Here is a 17,632-nt window from a genome sequence, read left to right on the forward strand (position 1 = left end):
GCCATGATGGCTTTAGGAACACCTTCGTTATTTTAAAGCGCCTCTTTAATCACCTTTTTGTAATAGAAGACGGACAATATTGCAAAGATCGAATACAAAGCAGTGTATAACAGCATCACCAGAATCATCGGTGTCCAAAGCTCTGTGCCGAATAAGAACCAGCCGGATTTAACGGCGAAGTAGCTGTGAAGCAGACCTATGACTAATGGAATACCGAAGTTGAACAATTGTTTCATCTGTATACCTCTGAGCAGATCGCCTTGCGTGAATCCAAGCTTTCTCAGAATAGTGTAGTTAGGTTTTTCATTTTCACTTTCATCCATTTGTTTAAAGTATAGAATACATCCGGAGGTAATCAAGAAGGTTAACCCCAGAAAAGCAACGATAAACATAATGAGTCCCATATTTTGTTTTTGACCTTTTATCGACTCTAATTGAGAGTCTTGTTTGTTTTTCTCATCAAATTTCAAGGTCTTGAAAAGTTCATTTGCCTGTTCAACGCTGGCCCGGACTTTCATATCAATCCCGATATTAAGGGAGGATCCCCTTTGAAGGGCAGGATCTAAATCCTTCTTTAAGCGCTTAAAGATCGATTCGTCTACAACCGCAACCGGTAAGCCACCACCTGTGTAATACCCTGAAATGGGACTTTCGATATCTAATCTTTTATAATCCTGTGGAAAAACCTCATGTAACCCTTTGAGTTCAATCGCACCTTTATCTTTCATAGTAACAAAATTATCCAGTGCACTGCTTGATTTCGTAAAATAAGCTTTATCTGGAGTTAGATCAACGTCTTCAAGTGCATTTTCACTTATGACCGCCAGGGTCATAATATTTGAAAACATATTGTCTCCGTCCGGTTTTTTAACAAGAATCTCTTCAACATCTACATCGACCTGAAGGACTTGGGTCCTTCTTTCTGTAAATACTAAATCATTTGCCGTTAGGATCTTTGTAAATTGTTCAGCCTCTTGGGTATTCGTGAATACAAAATCCGTTGGGACATATTGCTTGGAAGTTTTCTCAGCAGAGTAAAAGGAAATGTAGCTAAGGGATAATAAACCCAGGGCTAGTGCCGATACCGTTGTGATGATGGTCAATAATACGGCATTGGATTTCATGCGAAACATAATGGAGGAAAGAGATAGAACCTCTCTAATGTTCAGATAGCCGTTTTTCCGCTTACGAATGATATGAAAAATAAAACTTACCGAGCCTTTATAAAATAGATAGGTCCCAATAATGACGGATCCCAAAATAGTAATCATGGATATAGCCAATTGATTCATTGAGGTTACGTCGTCGGTAAGTAATTTAGAGGAGAGCACATAGCCCAGTAGGATTAGGCCAATTCCGACAATCCCTATGATCATTTCAAAGAAGGATAACTTTTTCACTGTACCTTCTGTTGTTGAGGTTACCCGGAACAAGGATAAGATACTTTGTCTTTTAATAAATCCATAATTCATCAGCATGATCAAAAGATAAATCACACAAAATACGATCAACGTCTGAATCAAAGCTTCGATAGAGAAATGAAGGGAGGCTATAGCATCGACCCCCATTATTTTAAATAAGATCATGAGGATCAATTTTGAGATAGAAAAGCCTACTAATATCCCTAGGATCAGGGAACCGAAATATAGGATAAAGTTTTCTGCCGAAAGAATGCGGAAAATTTTATTTTTGGTCATTCCAATTAACTGAAATAAGCCAATTTCTTTGCCGCGTCGTTTGATAAAGATCGTATTAGCATACAACAGGAAAATAGAGACAATTACGACTAGTAAAACCGAGGCAGCCGTGATGGCTGCGCCCCCTTTGATAGAGCTTTCCAGCTCATCCATCGAGGGATCGTATTGCAAGGTGACAAAGGCGAAATATAAGGCCACACTAAAAACTAGCGCAAACACGTATAGGTAGTAATTTCGGATGTTTTTTCGCAGATTTCGAATCATTAGTACATTAATGCTCATTCTGCACACCGCCTAATACACCCTGTGTTTTTATAATGTCATTGAAGAAAACTTGTCTTGATTGTTCTCCTTTATTTAGTTGCGTATAGATTTTTCCATCTTTTATAAAAATAACTCTACTGCAATAACTGGCAGCCACTGGATCATGTGTAACCATAACGATGGTTGCTCTTCGTTTTTGATTGAGTTCACTTAGCTTATTTAATAAATCAGAAGCGGATTTAGAATCCAGCGCCCCGGTAGGCTCATCAGCAAAAATAATACTTGGATCATGAATGAAGGCACGAGCTGCTGAGGTACGTTGTTTTTGACCGCCAGAGATTTCATTGGGGTACTTATTTTTTAATTCCAAAATCCCCAATTCCTTTGCGAGACTTTCGAATTTCTGATTGGCGGCTTTCTTGGGTGTATTGGTAATGGATAGTGGCAGCAGGATGTTCTCCTTTACCGTCAGGGTGTCCAAGAGATTATATTCTTGAAAAATAAAACCTAAATGATTCTTGCGAAATTCAGCAAGCTGCTTCTCTTTCATATTGGAAATTTCATTGCCCTCGATGGTAATAGATCCGTTACTGATTTTGTCGATCGACGAGAGTACGTTGAGTAGGGTGGTTTTACCTGAACCGGAAGGCCCCATGATGCCAACGAATTCGCCTTCTTCTATACGAATATCGAGTCCGCTTAACACGGATTGTTTGTTTAATTTATTGCCATAGCTTTTATGAATTTTAGTAGCTTCTAGAATTGCCATAATGATTCACTCCTTCGTTTCTTCTTGTATAGCTTTATTATAAAAAAGTTTATTGTTCTTATCCTGCGATTGCCCGAACAAAATATAAAAGCATGTGACATTGTTGTCACATGCTTGAGATTTTAACGAATTCATTTTTGAGTGGGAAGGTTAGCGTAAATGTTGATCCCGCTCCGAGCTTGGATTGAACCCCGATGATGATGAGTAAGGATTGAGCTGCTTTCTGAGCTAAATATAAGCCCATGCCTGTGGCGGCATTGTCGCGATGTACAGTAGTGGAAGTAAACCCTCTGTCGAAGATGCGCGGCAGGTCCTTCGGATCTATCCCGCGCCCGCAATCCTTCACCTCAAGAACGATATGTTCAGCTTGCTGGTAGCTATTCACTGTAATATCAGAAGCTTCACTATATTTTACGGCGTTGGTTAGGAGTTGTCTGAGGATAAAAGCCAACCATTTAGCATCACTAAGCACTTCGGCAGCTTCTAAGTTCAACTCAAAGCCGATTCCCTTCTGAATACACCAAGACTGTAACGTCTTAATCTCACTAAAAATAAGCGTTTCTATATCAATTTGCTCCATATACAGATCGTTTTCAATAAATGGTATCCGTCTTTGATGGAGCTGCTGATCCAGCAGCAGGTGAATACGCAGCCACTCATAGGTCAAGTGCCCCTTCATAACATCATCTTCTATACGCTCAATCATTAGATGCATTGCGGTCAGTGGAGTCTTTACTTCATGAATCCAGGATAACAGCTCATCCTTCTCTTGCTCCAAATTCATTAAATTGTCTGAAGCAGTCTGCTTTAACAGTCTCACTTGGTTGGTGATGCTCTCTTCGATGATTTTCTCAAAAGGACTTTCGGCAAGAGCGATGCTTGTCAGATCGAGATCATCGTCGCGCTCATTTAAGCTTTTATAAAATCTGGTTTCCTTAGGATAGCGAATGACTAGGAAAATTACGAAAAAAATCATCGATAAAGAGACCAGATAGAGCACTGAAGACAGGGGGATGGTCGGGTCCATAAAGGTGATAAAGAGCATAAATAGATGTACAAAGAGAAAAAGAAAAATCCAACCGAGTCTTTCGAGCAGGTACTTTTTAATCATAGAGAATCCTCTTCAATGGCTACGTAGCCTTGTCCAACCTTCGTCTCAATAAATGCCCCTAATTCAAGCTCGTCGAGCTTTTTGCGCAGCCGATTTACGTTGACGGTAAGGGTGTTATCGCTAATAAAGCGCTTATCGTCCCATAAGCTATTAATTAATTCCTCGCGGGTGACAATTTTATTCTTTTTCTCAATGAGCAATTTCAATATGAAAATCTCATTTTTGGTAAGCTCAATCGTTCCCGTGTCGTTGGTCACTGAATTCCGCTCATAATCGACGGTAGCTCCGCACCACGTTTTGAGTTCAATGTTATCCGTATTGTAATTGTACACCCGCCGGAGAATGGCTTGCACCTTGGCAATGAGTACATCGAAATGGAAGGGCTTTTGGATATAATCATCGGCTCCCAGCTGCATGGACATCACCATATCTGTCGGATGATCCCGAGAGGATAAGAAGATAATCGGCAGATTAGAGTGAGAGCGAATCATTCTGCACCAATGAAATCCATCGAATTTGGGTAATTGGATATCAATTATCACTAAATCAGGTTTGATTTCCGTGAATTCCTGCGTAACATTGTTGAAATCTTGAATGCCATATACATCATAAGACCACTGCGTAAGCCGTTCTTTGATCTCATTAAACAGCGTTGTATCATCTTCGATTAATAAAAGCTTGAACAAATCGGTCACCACACTTTTAGTTTCGTGCCTTGTGTTTAGAATACGCTTAAATGATTGAAGCCATACTTTGATTGTGCTTAGAGCATTGCAGATAACACTGTCTGATAATGTGCAAATTCCTTCGTTTCATTAAACTGAGGGCACATTTTCAAGGAGAGCAGGGCGCTTTCGATTAAGAACTCTCTTGGTTCCTTATTGTTCATGATCTCTTCTTGGATAAAATATAACAGCTTCAGTGCATTGGACAGGCTGGGATCATCGGCGGCGAATGATTTATCAATGATTTTTTTTAAGCTTACAGTCGCAAACGATAAATCATTATTAAAAAAATCAGTGTATTCAGCAACAGGCAATAGTTTCCCTACATGATCGGGGGAGATAAGCTGCATTCCTTTTTCGCTTACATCCTCAACAATCGTCTGGATAAGAGTAGTGCAATAATTAATGATTTGTTGAGAGGTAATGACTTCATTCATGGCACTGTTAATTTGCAGCATATGTTGCAAGATGCCTGTGAAAATGATGGCTCCATCCAGTAGATAGGGTTTTTTATCTTCAGAAAATATATGCAGGAAACGTTCATGCACCCAGGTTAATAAGGTGAATTTAGTTTTTTTGATGAACGTAATTAAATCCGGATCATTGGAGACTAGGGCATCTTCAACCAGCTGCAACAATTTATTTTTTTTATTGATTTTCATAACCAGTTGAACTTGTTTAGCGAATATATCAATGTCAGAGGGGTCCTGGCCAATGAGCAGGCCATTTCTGCCTTCTTCCAGCTGGTCATGAATAGAGGTGAATACAGCTTTAAAGAGATCCCCCTTGGAAGGGAAATAATTATAAAAAGATCCTTTGGAGATCCGGCTGTGATTCAGAATGTCCTGTATGGATGTGGCGTGGTAGCCTTTTTCAATAAATAATTCATGTGCTTTTTGAATCACTTGCTCTTTCCGTTTATTTATCATCTTAGGTGCCCCTTTAAGCTGGACTCTTTTGTGCAAAAAAAACACTTCACGTAGAATAGACTAGCTTATATTTCCACTTAATACAATTTAGTTTTTAAATGAATTCTGACTTGCCAAGCAGTAAATATAAGAGTAATATATTCTACATTGTAACATAAGTTCAAAATTGAACCGACGGTATGATTATAGAATGGAGGATTCCAAAATGAAAACGAAAGAAAGTAAAGCGTCCTATGGGATTTTGGCAATCCTTATGATTGGTGCATTTGTTGCTTTACTGAGTAATACCTTGCTCAATATAGCTTTACCATCGATTATGAAGGATTTTGATGTCAGTGCCTCAACGGTACAGTGGTTATCGACGGGTTATATGTTAGTGAACGGGATCATGATTCCTTCAACGGCCTTTTTAATTCAAAAGTATACAGCCAGACGATTATTCCTAATCGCCATTGGATTATTTGCAATAGGGACCTTCATTGGAGGCTTTGCTCCAAGTTTCCCTGTATTATTGATTGCGAGAATGGTCCAAGCCTCAGGGGCCGCGATTATGATGCCATTATTAATGAATGTATTGTTCACCACATTTCCACCTGAAAAACGTGGCTCGGCCATGGGGATGTTTGGTTTGGTTATGATTTTTGCACCAGCCATTGGTCCTACACTCTCAGGATGGATTATTCAGCATTATGAATGGCCTGTGCTGTTCTTTATGATTGCACCGATCGCCGTATTGGTGTTCCTTCTTGCCTTCTTCAAACTGCATGATCCTAAAAAAGATGTGGCTATTAAAATTGATATTCTATCCGTAGTTCTATCAGCGATTGGGTTCGGGGGTCTTCTATACGGCTTCAGTTCCGCTGGGAATAAAGGATGGGATGATCCAATGGTCTACTCCACCCTTATTATCGGGGTTATTGGTTTAGTGATATTCATTATGCGCCAGATGAAGATGAAGGAGCCTATGCTTAACTTCAGAGTGTACAAATATCCGATGTTCGCTTTATCCTCAGCGATTTCGATTACACTGAATATGGCGATGTTCTCAGCCATGATGTTAATGCCGATTTATCTGCAAAATATTAGAGGCATTTCACCTTTGGATTCGGGACTCCTAATGTTGCCTGGTGCTTTGATTATGGGGGTTATGTCTCCAATCACAGGTAAATTGTTCGATAAATTCGGCGGCAAAGTCTTAGCGTTAATCGGTCTGGCTATCGTAGTGATCAGTACGTATTTCTTTAGTGATCTAACTGAGACAACGAAATATTCGACACTAATGATTTTGTATTCTGTGAGAATGTTCGGGATTTCAATGGTTATGATGCCTGTGATGACCAATGGTCTGAACTCCATCCCGGCTAAATATACACCACATGGTACAGCCATGAACAGTACGATTCAGCAAGTCTCCGGGGCGATTGGCGGGGCGCTGCTTGTAACGATTATGTCAAACAGTACCACATCACATGTCAAAGATATGGTAGCTGAGGCTGTGAGTAAATTAACGGCTAAGCCTTCTGCAGAGCAATTGCTTGGCATTCAAAACCAAGTCATCGCAAAAGCAACGATCGAAGGAATTAATGATGCGTTCTTAGTGTCAGTAGGCGTTGCCATTATTGCTTTTATCCTAGCTTTCTTCATAAAAAGAGGGATACAGCCTAAGGATACAGAAACAGTCGAGGAAAAAGTGGCTGTTAAACAAGTTTCATCCGCTAGATCGATGTAATTTGATATGTAGAAAGACGCCCACCTATGGTGGGCGTCTTTTTGTCTTAATTAAAAATAGAACTCTGAGTGAGTCTTGGTCCATCCTGAATGACCGTTATGGAGTCATTTCCACCTACATAAATTCTATTTGTGAGCGGGTTTAGCACAGTGCTGCCTGATACGGAGGAGAATCTTGCGAGCCGTTTAAACGTGGTGGCGTTATAAACGGACATATGATTTTTATCGAAATTACCAACAAATAAATGATTTGTATTCGGGTTGATAATCGTGTTGGAGGAGGTAGGCAACACCTTTGTGGTTATAATTTTGTTGTTGCGCCCATCTATGACAAACAGCCTGCCCTTACCCTCCACTTGTGCACTTGAGACATAAATACGATTCGTCAGCGGATTTATAACGACCTCACTTTGCAAACGTCCCAGCTGTACATTACGCAACAATTTATTGGTTCGGCCATTGATCACAGAAAGAAACCGGCTCAAGTTATTAGCGACATAAATACGATTGGTAATTTTATTAAGTGCTGGCGCTATCACGGGGTTACTTCCGACTTTTATTGTCGCAATGATCGCCTGTGTAGTTCCGTTAATGACGGTGACGCTATCATTTACTGTATTGGTCACATAGACACGGTTGGTAAGCTCATTGATAACAATTCTGGAGGGGCGTCCACCGATTTCAATCTTTTTACGGACCTGATTTGTTTTCCCGTCTATGACGAATAGGGTTCCGAATGCGCTAGTTACATAAATCAGATTGGTTCGAACATTTACTCCGATATTGTCTGGGAATCGGCCTACTTTGACAGTTTTGATTACCTGGTTTGTCCGCCCGTTTATGACAGATACGTTTTCGTCACGGAAGTTAGGTACATAAATCCGGTTGGGTTGGGGGTTGATTCCGAGCTGAGACGGCAGTCTTCCTACAGGGATCCGAGCGATAATGCGATTAGTTCTGCCCTCCAATACCCCGATAGTTCCAGCCTCGGTGTCTGGGTTTACAAAGTATACTCGATTCGTGACGACATTTACTTTTATATCTCCGATCGGTCCGGCAGAGCGGACTGTAGCAATCACTTTTGGCTGCGCCATGCTTTTACCCCTTTCCAAGTAAATAGATACTTCATTATATTTAGGCTTAGGCAAAAGGGTACTTCATTTATCCTTGCAAGATATATATTAGGAGTGTAGAATGGTACTCCATTATCCAAATATTAGGTTAGGTGTAAGCGTTTTATTTTTTGAGAAATTGAGATTGATTGGAGGTTGGGGTTGAGATGGTGAAATCAGTGTTGTCGGATATTTTATTAACACCTGATAAGACGCAGGTTCATAGCGAATTATTAGAGGAAATTGGGCAGTATATCACACAAGAAATTCTAAATCATCCGTTAATGAAAGAGGAGAGTCAGCGGGTAAGTATTCTCCTTGATGGATCGACCGCACTTGGTGTGGTGGATGAGCAGTCGGATGTGGATGTAATCATTATTTGTCAGGATGAGTATTATAGCAGCATTAATCATCGGTTCGAGCAAGCGGGGCTGATCCCGGAGCAAAGTAGTTTTTTTATGGATTTACGACTTCCCAGCGGCAAGACCGGACATTACACACTGCATAAAATATCAGAAATCAAAGCGGCGTTAATGAGCGGAAATATGGAATGGCTGTGGAATGCTTCTATTTCTTATATCTACTATGACCGATTGGCTGTAAAGTCACTTTTTGATGCCTATGTGCCCCTCCAACCTGGAGTCCTAATGAGATTTCGTAAGAATTCATACATACAGTTACGAAGTTATGCCAAAAGCTTAGATAATCCTGTAGTGCGTGGCGACGCCTTTCCTATTTTATTTTTAGCGGTTTCTCTTTATAAAGAAGCATTACGCTGTGCCATTACTATTGAAGGTTACCCCTACCCCTATGACAAATGGCTGGTACCTGTAGCCAAACAAACGACTGTCGGCCGAAAGATTTTGGAGTGTGCGGGCGATTTTTGGATTTTTATTAGAGATGATGAATCCTTTGCCCCTATGTACCAAGAGGATAATAACTTTGTCAAAATGGAAAAACGATTCCGGAAGATACTTGTAGAGGAATTCCGCATGCGGGGGATCGATGAACCTTGGTTAGTAGAGTGGTGGAAGTTTATGGAGGAGTGAGTGGAGCTATAGGGTGTTTGGGTGAGTAGAGTAGCTGTGGTGGCGGGGTTGCTGGGGATGGCTATAGTGGGCTGAAATGGTTGAAGCGGTGGAATGGCTGAAGTGTTTGGGTAGCGTAGTAGCTGTGGTGATTAAGTAATTTAAATGACTCCCCTTCCTCCTCTTGATTATGGTAAGGTATATTGAAGTGGAATTTTAGTGAGAGGTGATTATATGGACGGGACAGTTTCAATATTAGGAGTTCCCTTTTCAAAACTAACACTACATGAGACAACACTTCATCTAACAAAACATATTCAATCTGGGGAATCGAAACTTTTCCATTTGATCACGGCTAACCCGGAAATTACGATAACAAGTCAATCGGACGAGCTGCTACGAACCATACTTCAAGAAGCGGATTTAATCACTCCTGACGGGATTGGCATTGTGATGGCATCAAAAAGAAAAGGCGATCCTATTGCTGAGAGGGTAACTGGATATGAGCTGCTTCTTGAGCTTTTGGAGCAAGGAAATAGCTTGGGCTGGAGTTTTTATTTCTTGGGAACAGATGAGCTTACCAGCTGTAAAGCGGTCGAAAAGATCACGGAGTTATATCCGAATGTGAAGATTGCAGGAAGACATAATGGTTTTCTTACCAAGGAAGAGGAGCCTGCCATTGTAGCAGAAATACGGCGCGCACAGCCAGATTTCTTGATCGTTGCGATGGGTGCGCCATACTCTGACAAATGGGTATATAAGCACAAACAGGAGCTTACGCAGGTAAAAGTTGTTTTTGGCGTGGGGGGCAGCTTAGATGTAATAGCGGGAAAAGTTACTCCTGCACCAGCGCTATGGAAAAAACTCAATCTGGAGTGGTTGCATCGACTTTTGTTCGCTCCCGTTGCGAAGGGACAAAAGTCGCGATGGCGCAGACAGGCAGTACTGCCCAAATTCGTGTTCCGAGCTATGATTAGGAAATGAAGAAAAGGCCTCGTTTATGGGGCCTTTTTTAGGTTCGATTGGTGGGAGAGGAGGAGGGAGCAGGTGTGAGAGTTGGAAGTAAGGAGTAGGGGGAAGAGTAAGAGAGATTAGTGGGAGTAAGGTGAGGAGTATGAGCAAGAGTGAGTAGTGAGATTGAGGTAAGGACTAGGAGTAGGAGTAGGAGTAGGAGTAGGAGTAGAGTAAGAGTAAGAGTAAGTAGTGGGATTGAGGTAAGGAATGGGAGAAAAAGTGAGTAGTGGGAGTATGTGTAAGAGTGGTGAGTAGGATGTAAGTGCGACTATAGCTGTGACCTTTAAACAAATTAATAATAATAAACAACACCGATTCTGGTTGATGCCATAGTCTCGTATTTAATTCAAACTAAAAGCTAAAGAGGAACAATAAGGGCAAAAATGCCCCTGAGTCACTGGAATTCCGCCCGAAGAGGCAAAAGAAAGGCAAAAATGCCCTAGATCGGGCGCAATACAGCCCTAAGGGGCAAAAGAAAGGCAAAAATGCCCTAGATCGGGTGCAATTCAACCCGAAGTGGCAAAAGAAAGGCAAAAATGCCCTAGAATCGGTGCAATACAGCCCGACGAAGCAAATCAACGGTATAAATCCCGCAGAATGAGCCAAATCCGGCCCGACGAAGCAAATCAACGGTATAAATCCCGTAGACTGAGCCGAATCCGGCCCGACGAAGCAAATTAACGGTATAAATCCCGCAGAATGAGCCGAGTCCGGCCTGAAGCAGCAAATCAGCGGTATAAATCCCGCAGAATGTCCCAAACCCGCCCGGTTACTATCCATTACCAACAGGGTGTCGGTTTTCGCCACACATTTAATGTGATCCCTACTATGATGAGTGAAATTTGTTTAATTGAGCAGATACATCCGCGTCAATTATAAATAGGGTAGGAGTTTATCGCTGCAAAATAAAAAACTGACACCGCTATACCAGCGATATCAGTTTACAGTGCTTAGCGATTAAGCTAGCGGCTGCCTATTTTTAGCTTGTTCCTCTCGCATCCACTGTGACAACTGGCGTTTGAGCTTAAGGAACTCGGGAGAGTCCGTAATCTCATCACGGCGTGGCCGCGGAAACGGCACATCGACTGTATGCAGAATGGAGCCGGGGCGGCCGGAAAATACATAGATACGATTAGAGAGCAGCAACGCTTCTTCGATGTTGTGAGTAATGAACAGCACAGAGCGGCGATTCTCTTCCCACAGCTCAAGCAGCCAGCGCTGCATTTCACTGCGAGTTAGTGCATCCAGTGCGCTGAAAGGTTCATCCAGCAACATTAGCTCCTGCGGAGCGAGCAATGCTCTGAGAAAAGCTGCACGCTGCTGCATCCCGCCAGACAACATATGCGGATAAGCATGTTCGAACCCGCTTAACCCAACCTTGGCAAGCCACTGGCGCGCTTCCTCGCGGGCTCCATCCCGCAGTGCGCCCTTGATCTCCCCAGCAAGCAGCACATTATCCTCAATTGTACGCCAAGGAAAAAGCGCAGGCTGCTGCGGCATATAACTAATTTCACCGCGTTGACCTGTAACGGCCTTACCGTTCATGAGGATCGTGCCTGCATCGGGTTTCACAAGGCCGCCAATCATATGGAATAAGGTGCTTTTTCCGCAGCCGGAAGGACCAACGATCGAAACGAACTCTTGTTGCTCTACCTTGAGAGAGACATTATTCAGAACTTTCGTCTCACGGCGACGATGGGAAAAAGATTTGGAGATGCCGCTCACTTCAAGGGCGGGTGCCACGGTATGAGCTTCAGGAGAGCTTATGACTTGTGTTGTTCTGTGTTGCATTTGCGTCGCTTGAGACATACAGGCATCTTCCTTTCTATGAGTTACGGCGCGGCTTCCAGCGAACCAGCCATTTTTCCAGCAATGCAATAATAGCAAAGAGTACAAGACTTAAAAGTACAATAATAACAATAGCGACAAACATCCGATCCGTACGATATGCGGATTTCTGCAGAAGCATATAATAGCCAATACCTTTATCCGCGCCAATCCATTCAGCGACCACGGCGCCCATAACCGCATAAGTAGCAGATATTTTTACGCCGGAAAATAGTGCCGGGATAGAAGAGGGCAGCTCCAGCTTGGTGAAGATTTGCCACTTGCTTGCGCCAGCCATTTTCATATAATTCATCATGACCTGATCACTTTGGGCCAGACCGCCCATCGCAGCGACAGCTACCGGGAAGAAACATACTAGTGTAATCAGCACGATTTTGGGCAAAAGACCAAAGCCGAACCAGATAATGAGCAGGGGTCCGAGCGCGATGGAGGGAACATTTTGACTCAGAATAATAAGTGGATAAAAAGCCCGTCTAGCCCAAGGCAAAAGATGCAAAAGCAAAGCAACGATCAGGCCTACCCCCGTACCAATGGGAAAACCAATTAAAGTGAGCCGCAGCGTAGCCATCGTATGAGCCCAAAGACCAGAAGCGTTACTGGTGGATTCACGGGCAATATCAGCAGGACTCGGCAGAATCCAGGATTCAATATGAAATACAGATACAGATAGCTGCCATACGGTTAAAAAGAAGACGACCGCCACAAGGGGCGGCCATATTAGCTTCCAGGTCGATCTCACGGCCGATATTTCTCCGTCAATTTATCCATGCTGATTCCGTTAGGATTATGAGCGATTTTGATCTGCGAAATTACGCTTGGACTGCCTGCTTCGATCAACGCCTCCTGCATCTGACGCACAACCTCCAGCAGCTCGCTAAGCTCACCTTCCATTGTGGTTTCCAGTGGATTCACTTGATGTTTAACACCGGATTTCTGAATGACCTCAATCGCTTTATCTACGTATGGGATGGAATCCTCATTGTTCGGAGTTTTTGGAATTACTTGAATGCTTAGTAGGGTGTTAGCCACAATAATCAATCCTCTCATTTTATAAGGTAAGTTCAAAAAGCCAACTTTGATAACGAAGTAATTCATTACAATTGTTGTTTACTCCGCCGGTAAAAAATCATTACTGAATGCACTAGCAGCATCCAGCGGTTTATCCAGCAACTTCAGATCGTACATCCAGTCGCCATAATTCTGCCAGACCTCGGTTTTTTGCTCGCCCCAGCGGGCAGCATCGTCCTTGTATTTTGGGCTAAGCCATTTTTGGCTAGCTAGGACAAGGTCGGCGTCCAGGTCAGGAACGGCCTTCGATAACATACCGGCAGCCTCTTCCGGATGATCAATGGCATATTGATAACCTTTTGATGTGGCTTTCATGAAGGCCTTCACCAGATCAGGATGATCTGCAATTTGCTTCTCACTCGTCGTCAGCACAGGCGTGTAATAATCGAGCTGCGGCGCATAATCCTTTAAGTACAGCATATCCAATGGCTCGCCACGCAACTCAGCCTCAACACCAGTCCAAGCGTAGAAAATCCAGGCGAAATCAATGTCACGTTTGACGGCGGTAAAATAATCAGCTTCACCGATACTGATCAGCTTCACCTTTTTTACATCGCCACCTTCAGGATCCATGATGGCTTTCATGGCTGCTTCTTCGGCCGGTGAGCCCCAGCCTCCGTAGGTTTTACCTTCGAAATCCTTTGGTGATTTAATATTGCGATCTACTGGAGCGGCGAATCCCGACGTATTATGCTGAATAATAGCTGCTATCGAGACAAGGGGCACGCCTTGTAGACGGGCTAGCGTTAATCCTTCTTGGGCGCTGATGCCAAAAGCGGCTTCGCCAGAGGTAACCATAGTATCAGAACCCGCTGCGCCTGGCTGAACGATTTCGACATCCAGACCTTCTTCAGCGTAGTAACCAAGATCCTTAGCTACGTATAGACCGGTATGATTCGTGTTCGGTGTCCAGTCGAGTGCGACTTTAACTTTGGTGAGCTCTTTTGGAGCATCCGTCCCAGCCGCAGCAGTTGGATCAGTAGCATTTGCTTTGTTTCCGGCTGTATTCCCATTGTTGCTGCCGCATCCGGCAATGGCAAGAATGAGTACACAGGTGAGGCACAACGTAAGTGCTTTTTTGAGGTGCATGTCTTCTTCTCTCCTTTAAGGTTACAAGAATCCCGTCTTCACAACATGAACCCGTAAAGTGTAGTATGTACGTTTTTCTACATCTTTTAGTGATCTTACAAAAAAAGCGCCCCGAGTGATCGGGACGCTGGCTTGGCGCAAGGTTAGTTAAGGTCACAGGGACCAGAACCAATTGGCGATTCCTACGCTGGCATTATCCAGATCAGGTATAAGGGTCAGTATCTTGTGGGATACAATCTCAGCCGGCCAATTCCAGCACCCCTGGTTCTATGAAGTTAACGGGTATTTCTATGTGCAATATAAGTAAGCATAAGTTTTGTACCCATACTTTATATCTTATATTTCTCGCATACGGTGTATTATAGACGGCTGTACTCGGAATGTCTAGTAGTGCACTCCTGAATTTTTCCAATCCAGTAGTTTCTTTTTTGCTAGTCTAGATCTTTATATTTCTTGCGGTGACGCCGTTTAAGCTCACTAACCAGCGCCCCTAGCGTGAGGACAACGCTGATCAGAATCCCGCTCATGATCACGAAGAGGGCAAGAAATTCAAAGGGAGAATAACCAATCATTTTACTCCATTGAATCTTTCCATCCAAATCGTCAATGACCTGATTCATGCCGTAAATCCCGCTTACTACCGTAAATACAGTGAGAATCATCAGCAGATTATCCCGTCGCTTGGACTGAAACTTATCCTGATACTGAAACAGGTCATTTAAGGTTTCTTTCACTTCCTCGAACAAAGCATCGTTTCCGTATACTTTACGCAGCTGAAGAAATATCTCCCGGCCCTGCGACTGGGAAATCAACTCCAAGAAGTAGAACTTAGCCGAGAACTTATTGATGGAGTAGATTAGATTGTCTATTTCCTCATAATCATGATTAATCCGAAGTCGGGAGTGCATATTGGCGAGCTTTAGCAGAACGATTTTGTGGAAAATATTGAGTAAAAATCCGTAATAATATTGCCCGTACATCTGGTTGGCTAGACTAACAGCAATCTCCTGTTCAGCGCGGGTCATGCAGCAAAAAGTCTGCTCATTCATCATATAATACGTGTCTGGACCCCAGCGATTATAGGAATGCTCATGACAATAGTTTGCAATATACGCTGGATCGCTGGCACTGGCATAGGGCTTTCCGTTGAGATCAATTCCATCAAGCTGTGAGGCACGATAGCGCAGATTTACACTAATCTCATCAGAGCTTTCTTCATTCTGAAAGCCATAAAAAGCTTGCACCTGCATTCTTTCATCTACGAAAAAAGGAAGGGTCTCGAAATAAGCCCCATTGATATCCGATTGATCCAGATATGGCTCCAGTCCATCCACCAAATTTCGGAAGACAAAATCCTCTACCATCTCATAGGTCTGTTCCCCGCAATGAATATAAGTGTAATCATCCTGTATGAAGGTATTCTCTAGCGCACGGAAACGATCCGCGAATTCTAGGGCAATACTAAAGGGAATTGAATCCCCCTCCAGCTGGACACGTATCGTCACGAATCCAAGCTGAAAAGGACATATGAATATATCCGTCGAGAGAATTTTGAAAAATATAGATTGCTGCGGAATCTCCAGAATGCAGTCGAGATTATTTACTCTGGAAAAACGGCGAAACGAGTCGGCATCCTTCCTGCGTGGAAAAAGGACATGTGCAGCAAACGGTAAATAGGTGCGCTCCATTCGTTCATGGGAAACACAGTAGCCATCTCCGTAATAGGCAGCTTCAAGCTCTTTATTATCCAGAAAAAAACGTGTGAAGCCGTCGTCCTGTAATTGCTGGATAAGCTGCTTAGAATCGCCCTTTTTTATAGAAAAGGGAAATATAAACTGCATGAGCGCAGTATGTAACAAAGGCTCAGTTGAAGACTCATTCATTCATCGTCCATCCTTGTGCTCAGAATATGCTTATAGATCACATTACCCTAAAAGGATAACGTTGATACTGTTCTAAATACGGGAACTCTTTCCTTTCACCGCTTGCATGGACTGGAACCTCCATGCGGCAATGCTTAGCAGAAACAAGAAGGCGGCAAAAGCGGCGAGTAATCCGGCTGTTTGTGCCACTTCTAAATGGTCCATAGACCAGCCCATAAACAGAGGTAGCAAAGCACCGCCAACACCTCCGGAAGCAATCATAATGCTGGGTGTTGACTCTTCGGTGCCAGGCAGCATTTTGCTGGAGAAGACTAAAGCAATGGAGAAAATACCGGACATAAACAGCCCCAGCAGCAGAATTACAATGAAAGCAGCCATTCGATTGTCAGTGAACGGAAAGAGTGTCAGCAGTAACAAGGTTAGTAAACAGCTGCTGAGAATGTACACGCGATAAGATATTTTTTCGGCAATTACACCCGCAAACAATCTTCCTGTAGACATCGCCAGCCAAAAGAAAGTGACTGTCAGTGCTGCGGCAGACTCCGTCATCCCTAGCTTGGCAATAAAGATAGCCGGCATAAAGTTGACTAAACTCATCTCTGTGCCTACATAAAGAAAAAAGAAAACGATGAAGATCCCTAACAGAATCCATTGCTTACCTTTATACGGAAATTTTTTGTTAGAACGTGAGCTTGAGGATTGCGAATTGTCTGCTCCTTGGACAGAGGCACGTTCATCCAGCATTCGTTGTAGATTACCGAAGTGCCCTCTTGTCCAGAGGATAAGAGAAATTAAGGAGAAGGCAGCGACGATTAGAAAGGCCAATCTCCACGCTCCGGCAGCAATGAGTGGACTGGCGATAAGCGGCATTACGAGTGCGCCTATCCCGAATAGCACTTCAAGCCGGCTCATTGCAATAGCAGTTCCTTCGGTTACAGCACCAATAATAATGGTGCCGATAACCGCTTCGATCATCCCGAAACCAAAACCTGCGGCAACAGCGATAACATACATCCAGCCCCAAGGCGGTAGAAAGGCGTAGGCAATTTCTGCAACTAGTAGAAGACTGGTGGCAATGAGGATGCCTCCACGTTTACCGAAGCGGCGATTAAGCAGGGGAGAGACCAACACACCTGCTAAAAAACCAGCGAATTGACTAAAGATTAATTCACCGCCAGCACTATAATTTTGGTCATAATGTTGCAGTAGAACGGGCAGAATAGATCCCAGCACAACATGTGCCAGACCGATAACGAAGTAGGAAAGACAGCCGATCCAAATCAGTTTTTTCACGAAGTAAGCTCCTTATCTTGAAGTAGTTTATGAGGTAAGGTCGGATTCAATGTGAACCTGAAGGGTACATTATA

The 17,632-nt window shown here is 43.2% G+C and carries 16 protein-coding genes and 1 riboswitch; of the genes, 3 read left to right on the forward strand and 13 right to left on the reverse strand.

The annotated features are described in order from the left end of the window. Positions 1-32: 32 nt before the first annotated feature. The 5 genes from MHI51_RS02240 to MHI51_RS02260 all read right to left on the reverse strand — a co-directional run bounded on the left by MHI51_RS02240 (position 33) and on the right by MHI51_RS02260 (position 5,495). Positions 33-1,979: an FtsX-like permease family protein gene (locus MHI51_RS02240; protein WP_076218982.1), complete on the reverse strand. Its 1,947-nt coding sequence runs from the start codon at positions 1,977-1,979 to the stop codon at positions 33-35. Continuing rightward, positions 1,969-2,730, reverse strand: coding sequence for an ABC transporter ATP-binding protein (locus MHI51_RS02245; RefSeq protein ID WP_076192732.1), 762 nt, complete (start codon positions 2,728-2,730; stop codon positions 1,969-1,971). Before MHI51_RS02245 ends, MHI51_RS02240 begins: the two co-directional genes overlap by 11 nt. Before the next feature lie 106 nt (positions 2,731-2,836). After that, positions 2,837-3,841, reverse strand: coding sequence for a sensor histidine kinase (locus MHI51_RS02250; RefSeq protein ID WP_076218981.1), 1,005 nt, complete (start codon positions 3,839-3,841; stop codon positions 2,837-2,839). After that, positions 3,838-4,527 carry a response regulator transcription factor gene (locus MHI51_RS02255; protein ID WP_076124606.1) on the reverse strand — a complete coding sequence of 230 codons (690 nt, stop codon included), beginning with the start codon at positions 4,525-4,527 and terminating at the stop codon, positions 3,838-3,840. The genes MHI51_RS02250 and MHI51_RS02255 overlap by 4 nt, the downstream gene beginning before the upstream one ends. A gap of 77 nt (positions 4,528-4,604) precedes the next feature. Then, on the reverse strand, positions 4,605-5,495 hold the full coding sequence (locus tag MHI51_RS02260; RefSeq protein ID WP_341000985.1) for a TetR/AcrR family transcriptional regulator: 891 nt from the start codon (positions 5,493-5,495) through the stop codon (positions 4,605-4,607). A 205-nt stretch (positions 5,496-5,700) separates the two neighbouring features. On the opposite strand from MHI51_RS02260, the gene MHI51_RS02265 reads away from it, so the two are divergent. Further along, positions 5,701-7,224 (forward strand): DHA2 family efflux MFS transporter permease subunit, encoded by a 1,524-nt coding sequence (locus tag MHI51_RS02265; protein WP_076275998.1) that lies wholly within the window; start codon positions 5,701-5,703, stop codon positions 7,222-7,224. Between the two features lie 46 nt (positions 7,225-7,270). Here MHI51_RS02265 and MHI51_RS02270 read toward each other — a convergent pair whose 3' ends face one another. Further along, positions 7,271-8,317, reverse strand: a complete 1,047-nt coding sequence (locus MHI51_RS02270; protein WP_405173543.1) for a hypothetical protein — start codon at positions 8,315-8,317, stop codon at positions 7,271-7,273. A 185-nt stretch (positions 8,318-8,502) separates the two neighbouring features. On the opposite strand from MHI51_RS02270, the gene MHI51_RS02275 reads away from it, so the two are divergent. Both MHI51_RS02275 and MHI51_RS02280 read left to right on the forward strand, forming a co-directional pair. Further along, positions 8,503-9,384, forward strand: a complete 882-nt coding sequence (locus MHI51_RS02275; RefSeq protein ID WP_405173544.1) for a nucleotidyltransferase domain-containing protein — start codon at positions 8,503-8,505, stop codon at positions 9,382-9,384. Positions 9,385-9,597: 213 nt separating this feature from the next. Further along, complete coding sequence (locus tag MHI51_RS02280; RefSeq protein ID WP_405173545.1) at positions 9,598-10,347, forward strand: WecB/TagA/CpsF family glycosyltransferase; 750 nt, start codon at positions 9,598-9,600, stop codon at positions 10,345-10,347. A 571-nt stretch (positions 10,348-10,918) separates the two neighbouring features. On the opposite strand, the gene MHI51_RS02285 is transcribed toward MHI51_RS02280, so the two are convergent. The 7 genes from MHI51_RS02285 to MHI51_RS02315 all read right to left on the reverse strand — a co-directional run bounded on the left by MHI51_RS02285 (position 10,919) and on the right by MHI51_RS02315 (position 17,558). Next, complete coding sequence (locus MHI51_RS02285; RefSeq protein ID WP_341000989.1) at positions 10,919-11,104, reverse strand: hypothetical protein; 186 nt, start codon at positions 11,102-11,104, stop codon at positions 10,919-10,921. A gap of 230 nt (positions 11,105-11,334) precedes the next feature. Beyond that, positions 11,335-12,168: an ABC transporter ATP-binding protein gene (locus tag MHI51_RS02290; RefSeq protein ID WP_076276056.1), complete on the reverse strand. Its 834-nt coding sequence runs from the start codon at positions 12,166-12,168 to the stop codon at positions 11,335-11,337. Between the two features lie 34 nt (positions 12,169-12,202). Next, positions 12,203-12,964, reverse strand: coding sequence for an ABC transporter permease (locus MHI51_RS02295; protein WP_036682669.1), 762 nt, complete (start codon positions 12,962-12,964; stop codon positions 12,203-12,205). Beyond that, on the reverse strand, positions 12,961-13,254 hold the full coding sequence (locus MHI51_RS02300; protein ID WP_036682688.1) for an MTH1187 family thiamine-binding protein: 294 nt from the start codon (positions 13,252-13,254) through the stop codon (positions 12,961-12,963). The genes MHI51_RS02295 and MHI51_RS02300 overlap by 4 nt, the downstream gene beginning before the upstream one ends. A 78-nt stretch (positions 13,255-13,332) precedes the next feature. Beyond that, entirely contained in the window at positions 13,333-14,382 is a 1,050-nt protein-coding gene (locus MHI51_RS02305) for an ABC transporter substrate-binding protein (protein WP_076124596.1), read from the reverse strand. 162 nt (positions 14,383-14,544) lie between these two features. Next, positions 14,545-14,655: riboswitch (TPP riboswitch) on the reverse strand. Between the two features lie 158 nt (positions 14,656-14,813). After that, positions 14,814-16,265 carry a hypothetical protein gene (locus MHI51_RS02310; RefSeq protein ID WP_052096734.1) on the reverse strand — a complete coding sequence of 484 codons (1,452 nt, stop codon included), beginning with the start codon at positions 16,263-16,265 and terminating at the stop codon, positions 14,814-14,816. A 72-nt stretch (positions 16,266-16,337) separates the two neighbouring features. Beyond that, complete coding sequence (locus MHI51_RS02315; RefSeq protein ID WP_076192749.1) at positions 16,338-17,558, reverse strand: MFS transporter; 1,221 nt, start codon at positions 17,556-17,558, stop codon at positions 16,338-16,340. Between the last annotated feature and the right edge of the window lie 74 nt (positions 17,559-17,632).

Source organism: Paenibacillus sp. FSL H8-0260 (genome assembly GCF_045040625.1).
In the GTDB taxonomy this organism is placed as follows: Bacteria; Bacillota; Bacilli; order Paenibacillales; family Paenibacillaceae; genus Paenibacillus_AQ; species Paenibacillus_AQ odorifer.

Excerpts from the sequence above, each read along its gene's own strand:
- MHI51_RS02240 (WP_076218982.1), bottom strand. The coding sequence starts at position 1,979 with ATGAGCATTAATGTACTAATGATTCGAAATCTGCGAAAAAACATCCGA.
- MHI51_RS02245 (WP_076192732.1), bottom strand. The coding sequence starts at position 2,730 with ATGGCAATTCTAGAAGCTACTAAAATTCATAAAAGCTATGGCAATAAA.
- MHI51_RS02250 (WP_076218981.1), bottom strand. The coding sequence starts at position 3,841 with ATGATTAAAAAGTACCTGCTCGAAAGACTCGGTTGGATTTTTCTTTTT.
- MHI51_RS02260 (WP_341000985.1), bottom strand. The coding sequence starts at position 5,495 with ATGATAAATAAACGGAAAGAGCAAGTGATTCAAAAAGCACATGAATTA.
- MHI51_RS02265 (WP_076275998.1), top strand. The coding sequence starts at position 5,701 with ATGAAAACGAAAGAAAGTAAAGCGTCCTATGGGATTTTGGCAATCCTT.
- MHI51_RS02270 (WP_405173543.1), bottom strand. The coding sequence starts at position 8,317 with ATGGCGCAGCCAAAAGTGATTGCTACAGTCCGCTCTGCCGGACCGATC.
- MHI51_RS02275 (WP_405173544.1), top strand. The coding sequence starts at position 8,503 with ATGGTGAAATCAGTGTTGTCGGATATTTTATTAACACCTGATAAGACG.
- MHI51_RS02280 (WP_405173545.1), top strand. The coding sequence starts at position 9,598 with ATGGACGGGACAGTTTCAATATTAGGAGTTCCCTTTTCAAAACTAACA.
- MHI51_RS02290 (WP_076276056.1), bottom strand. The coding sequence starts at position 12,168 with ATGCAACACAGAACAACACAAGTCATAAGCTCTCCTGAAGCTCATACC.
- MHI51_RS02305 (WP_076124596.1), bottom strand. The coding sequence starts at position 14,382 with ATGCACCTCAAAAAAGCACTTACGTTGTGCCTCACCTGTGTACTCATT.
- MHI51_RS02310 (WP_052096734.1), bottom strand. The coding sequence starts at position 16,265 with ATGAATGAGTCTTCAACTGAGCCTTTGTTACATACTGCGCTCATGCAG.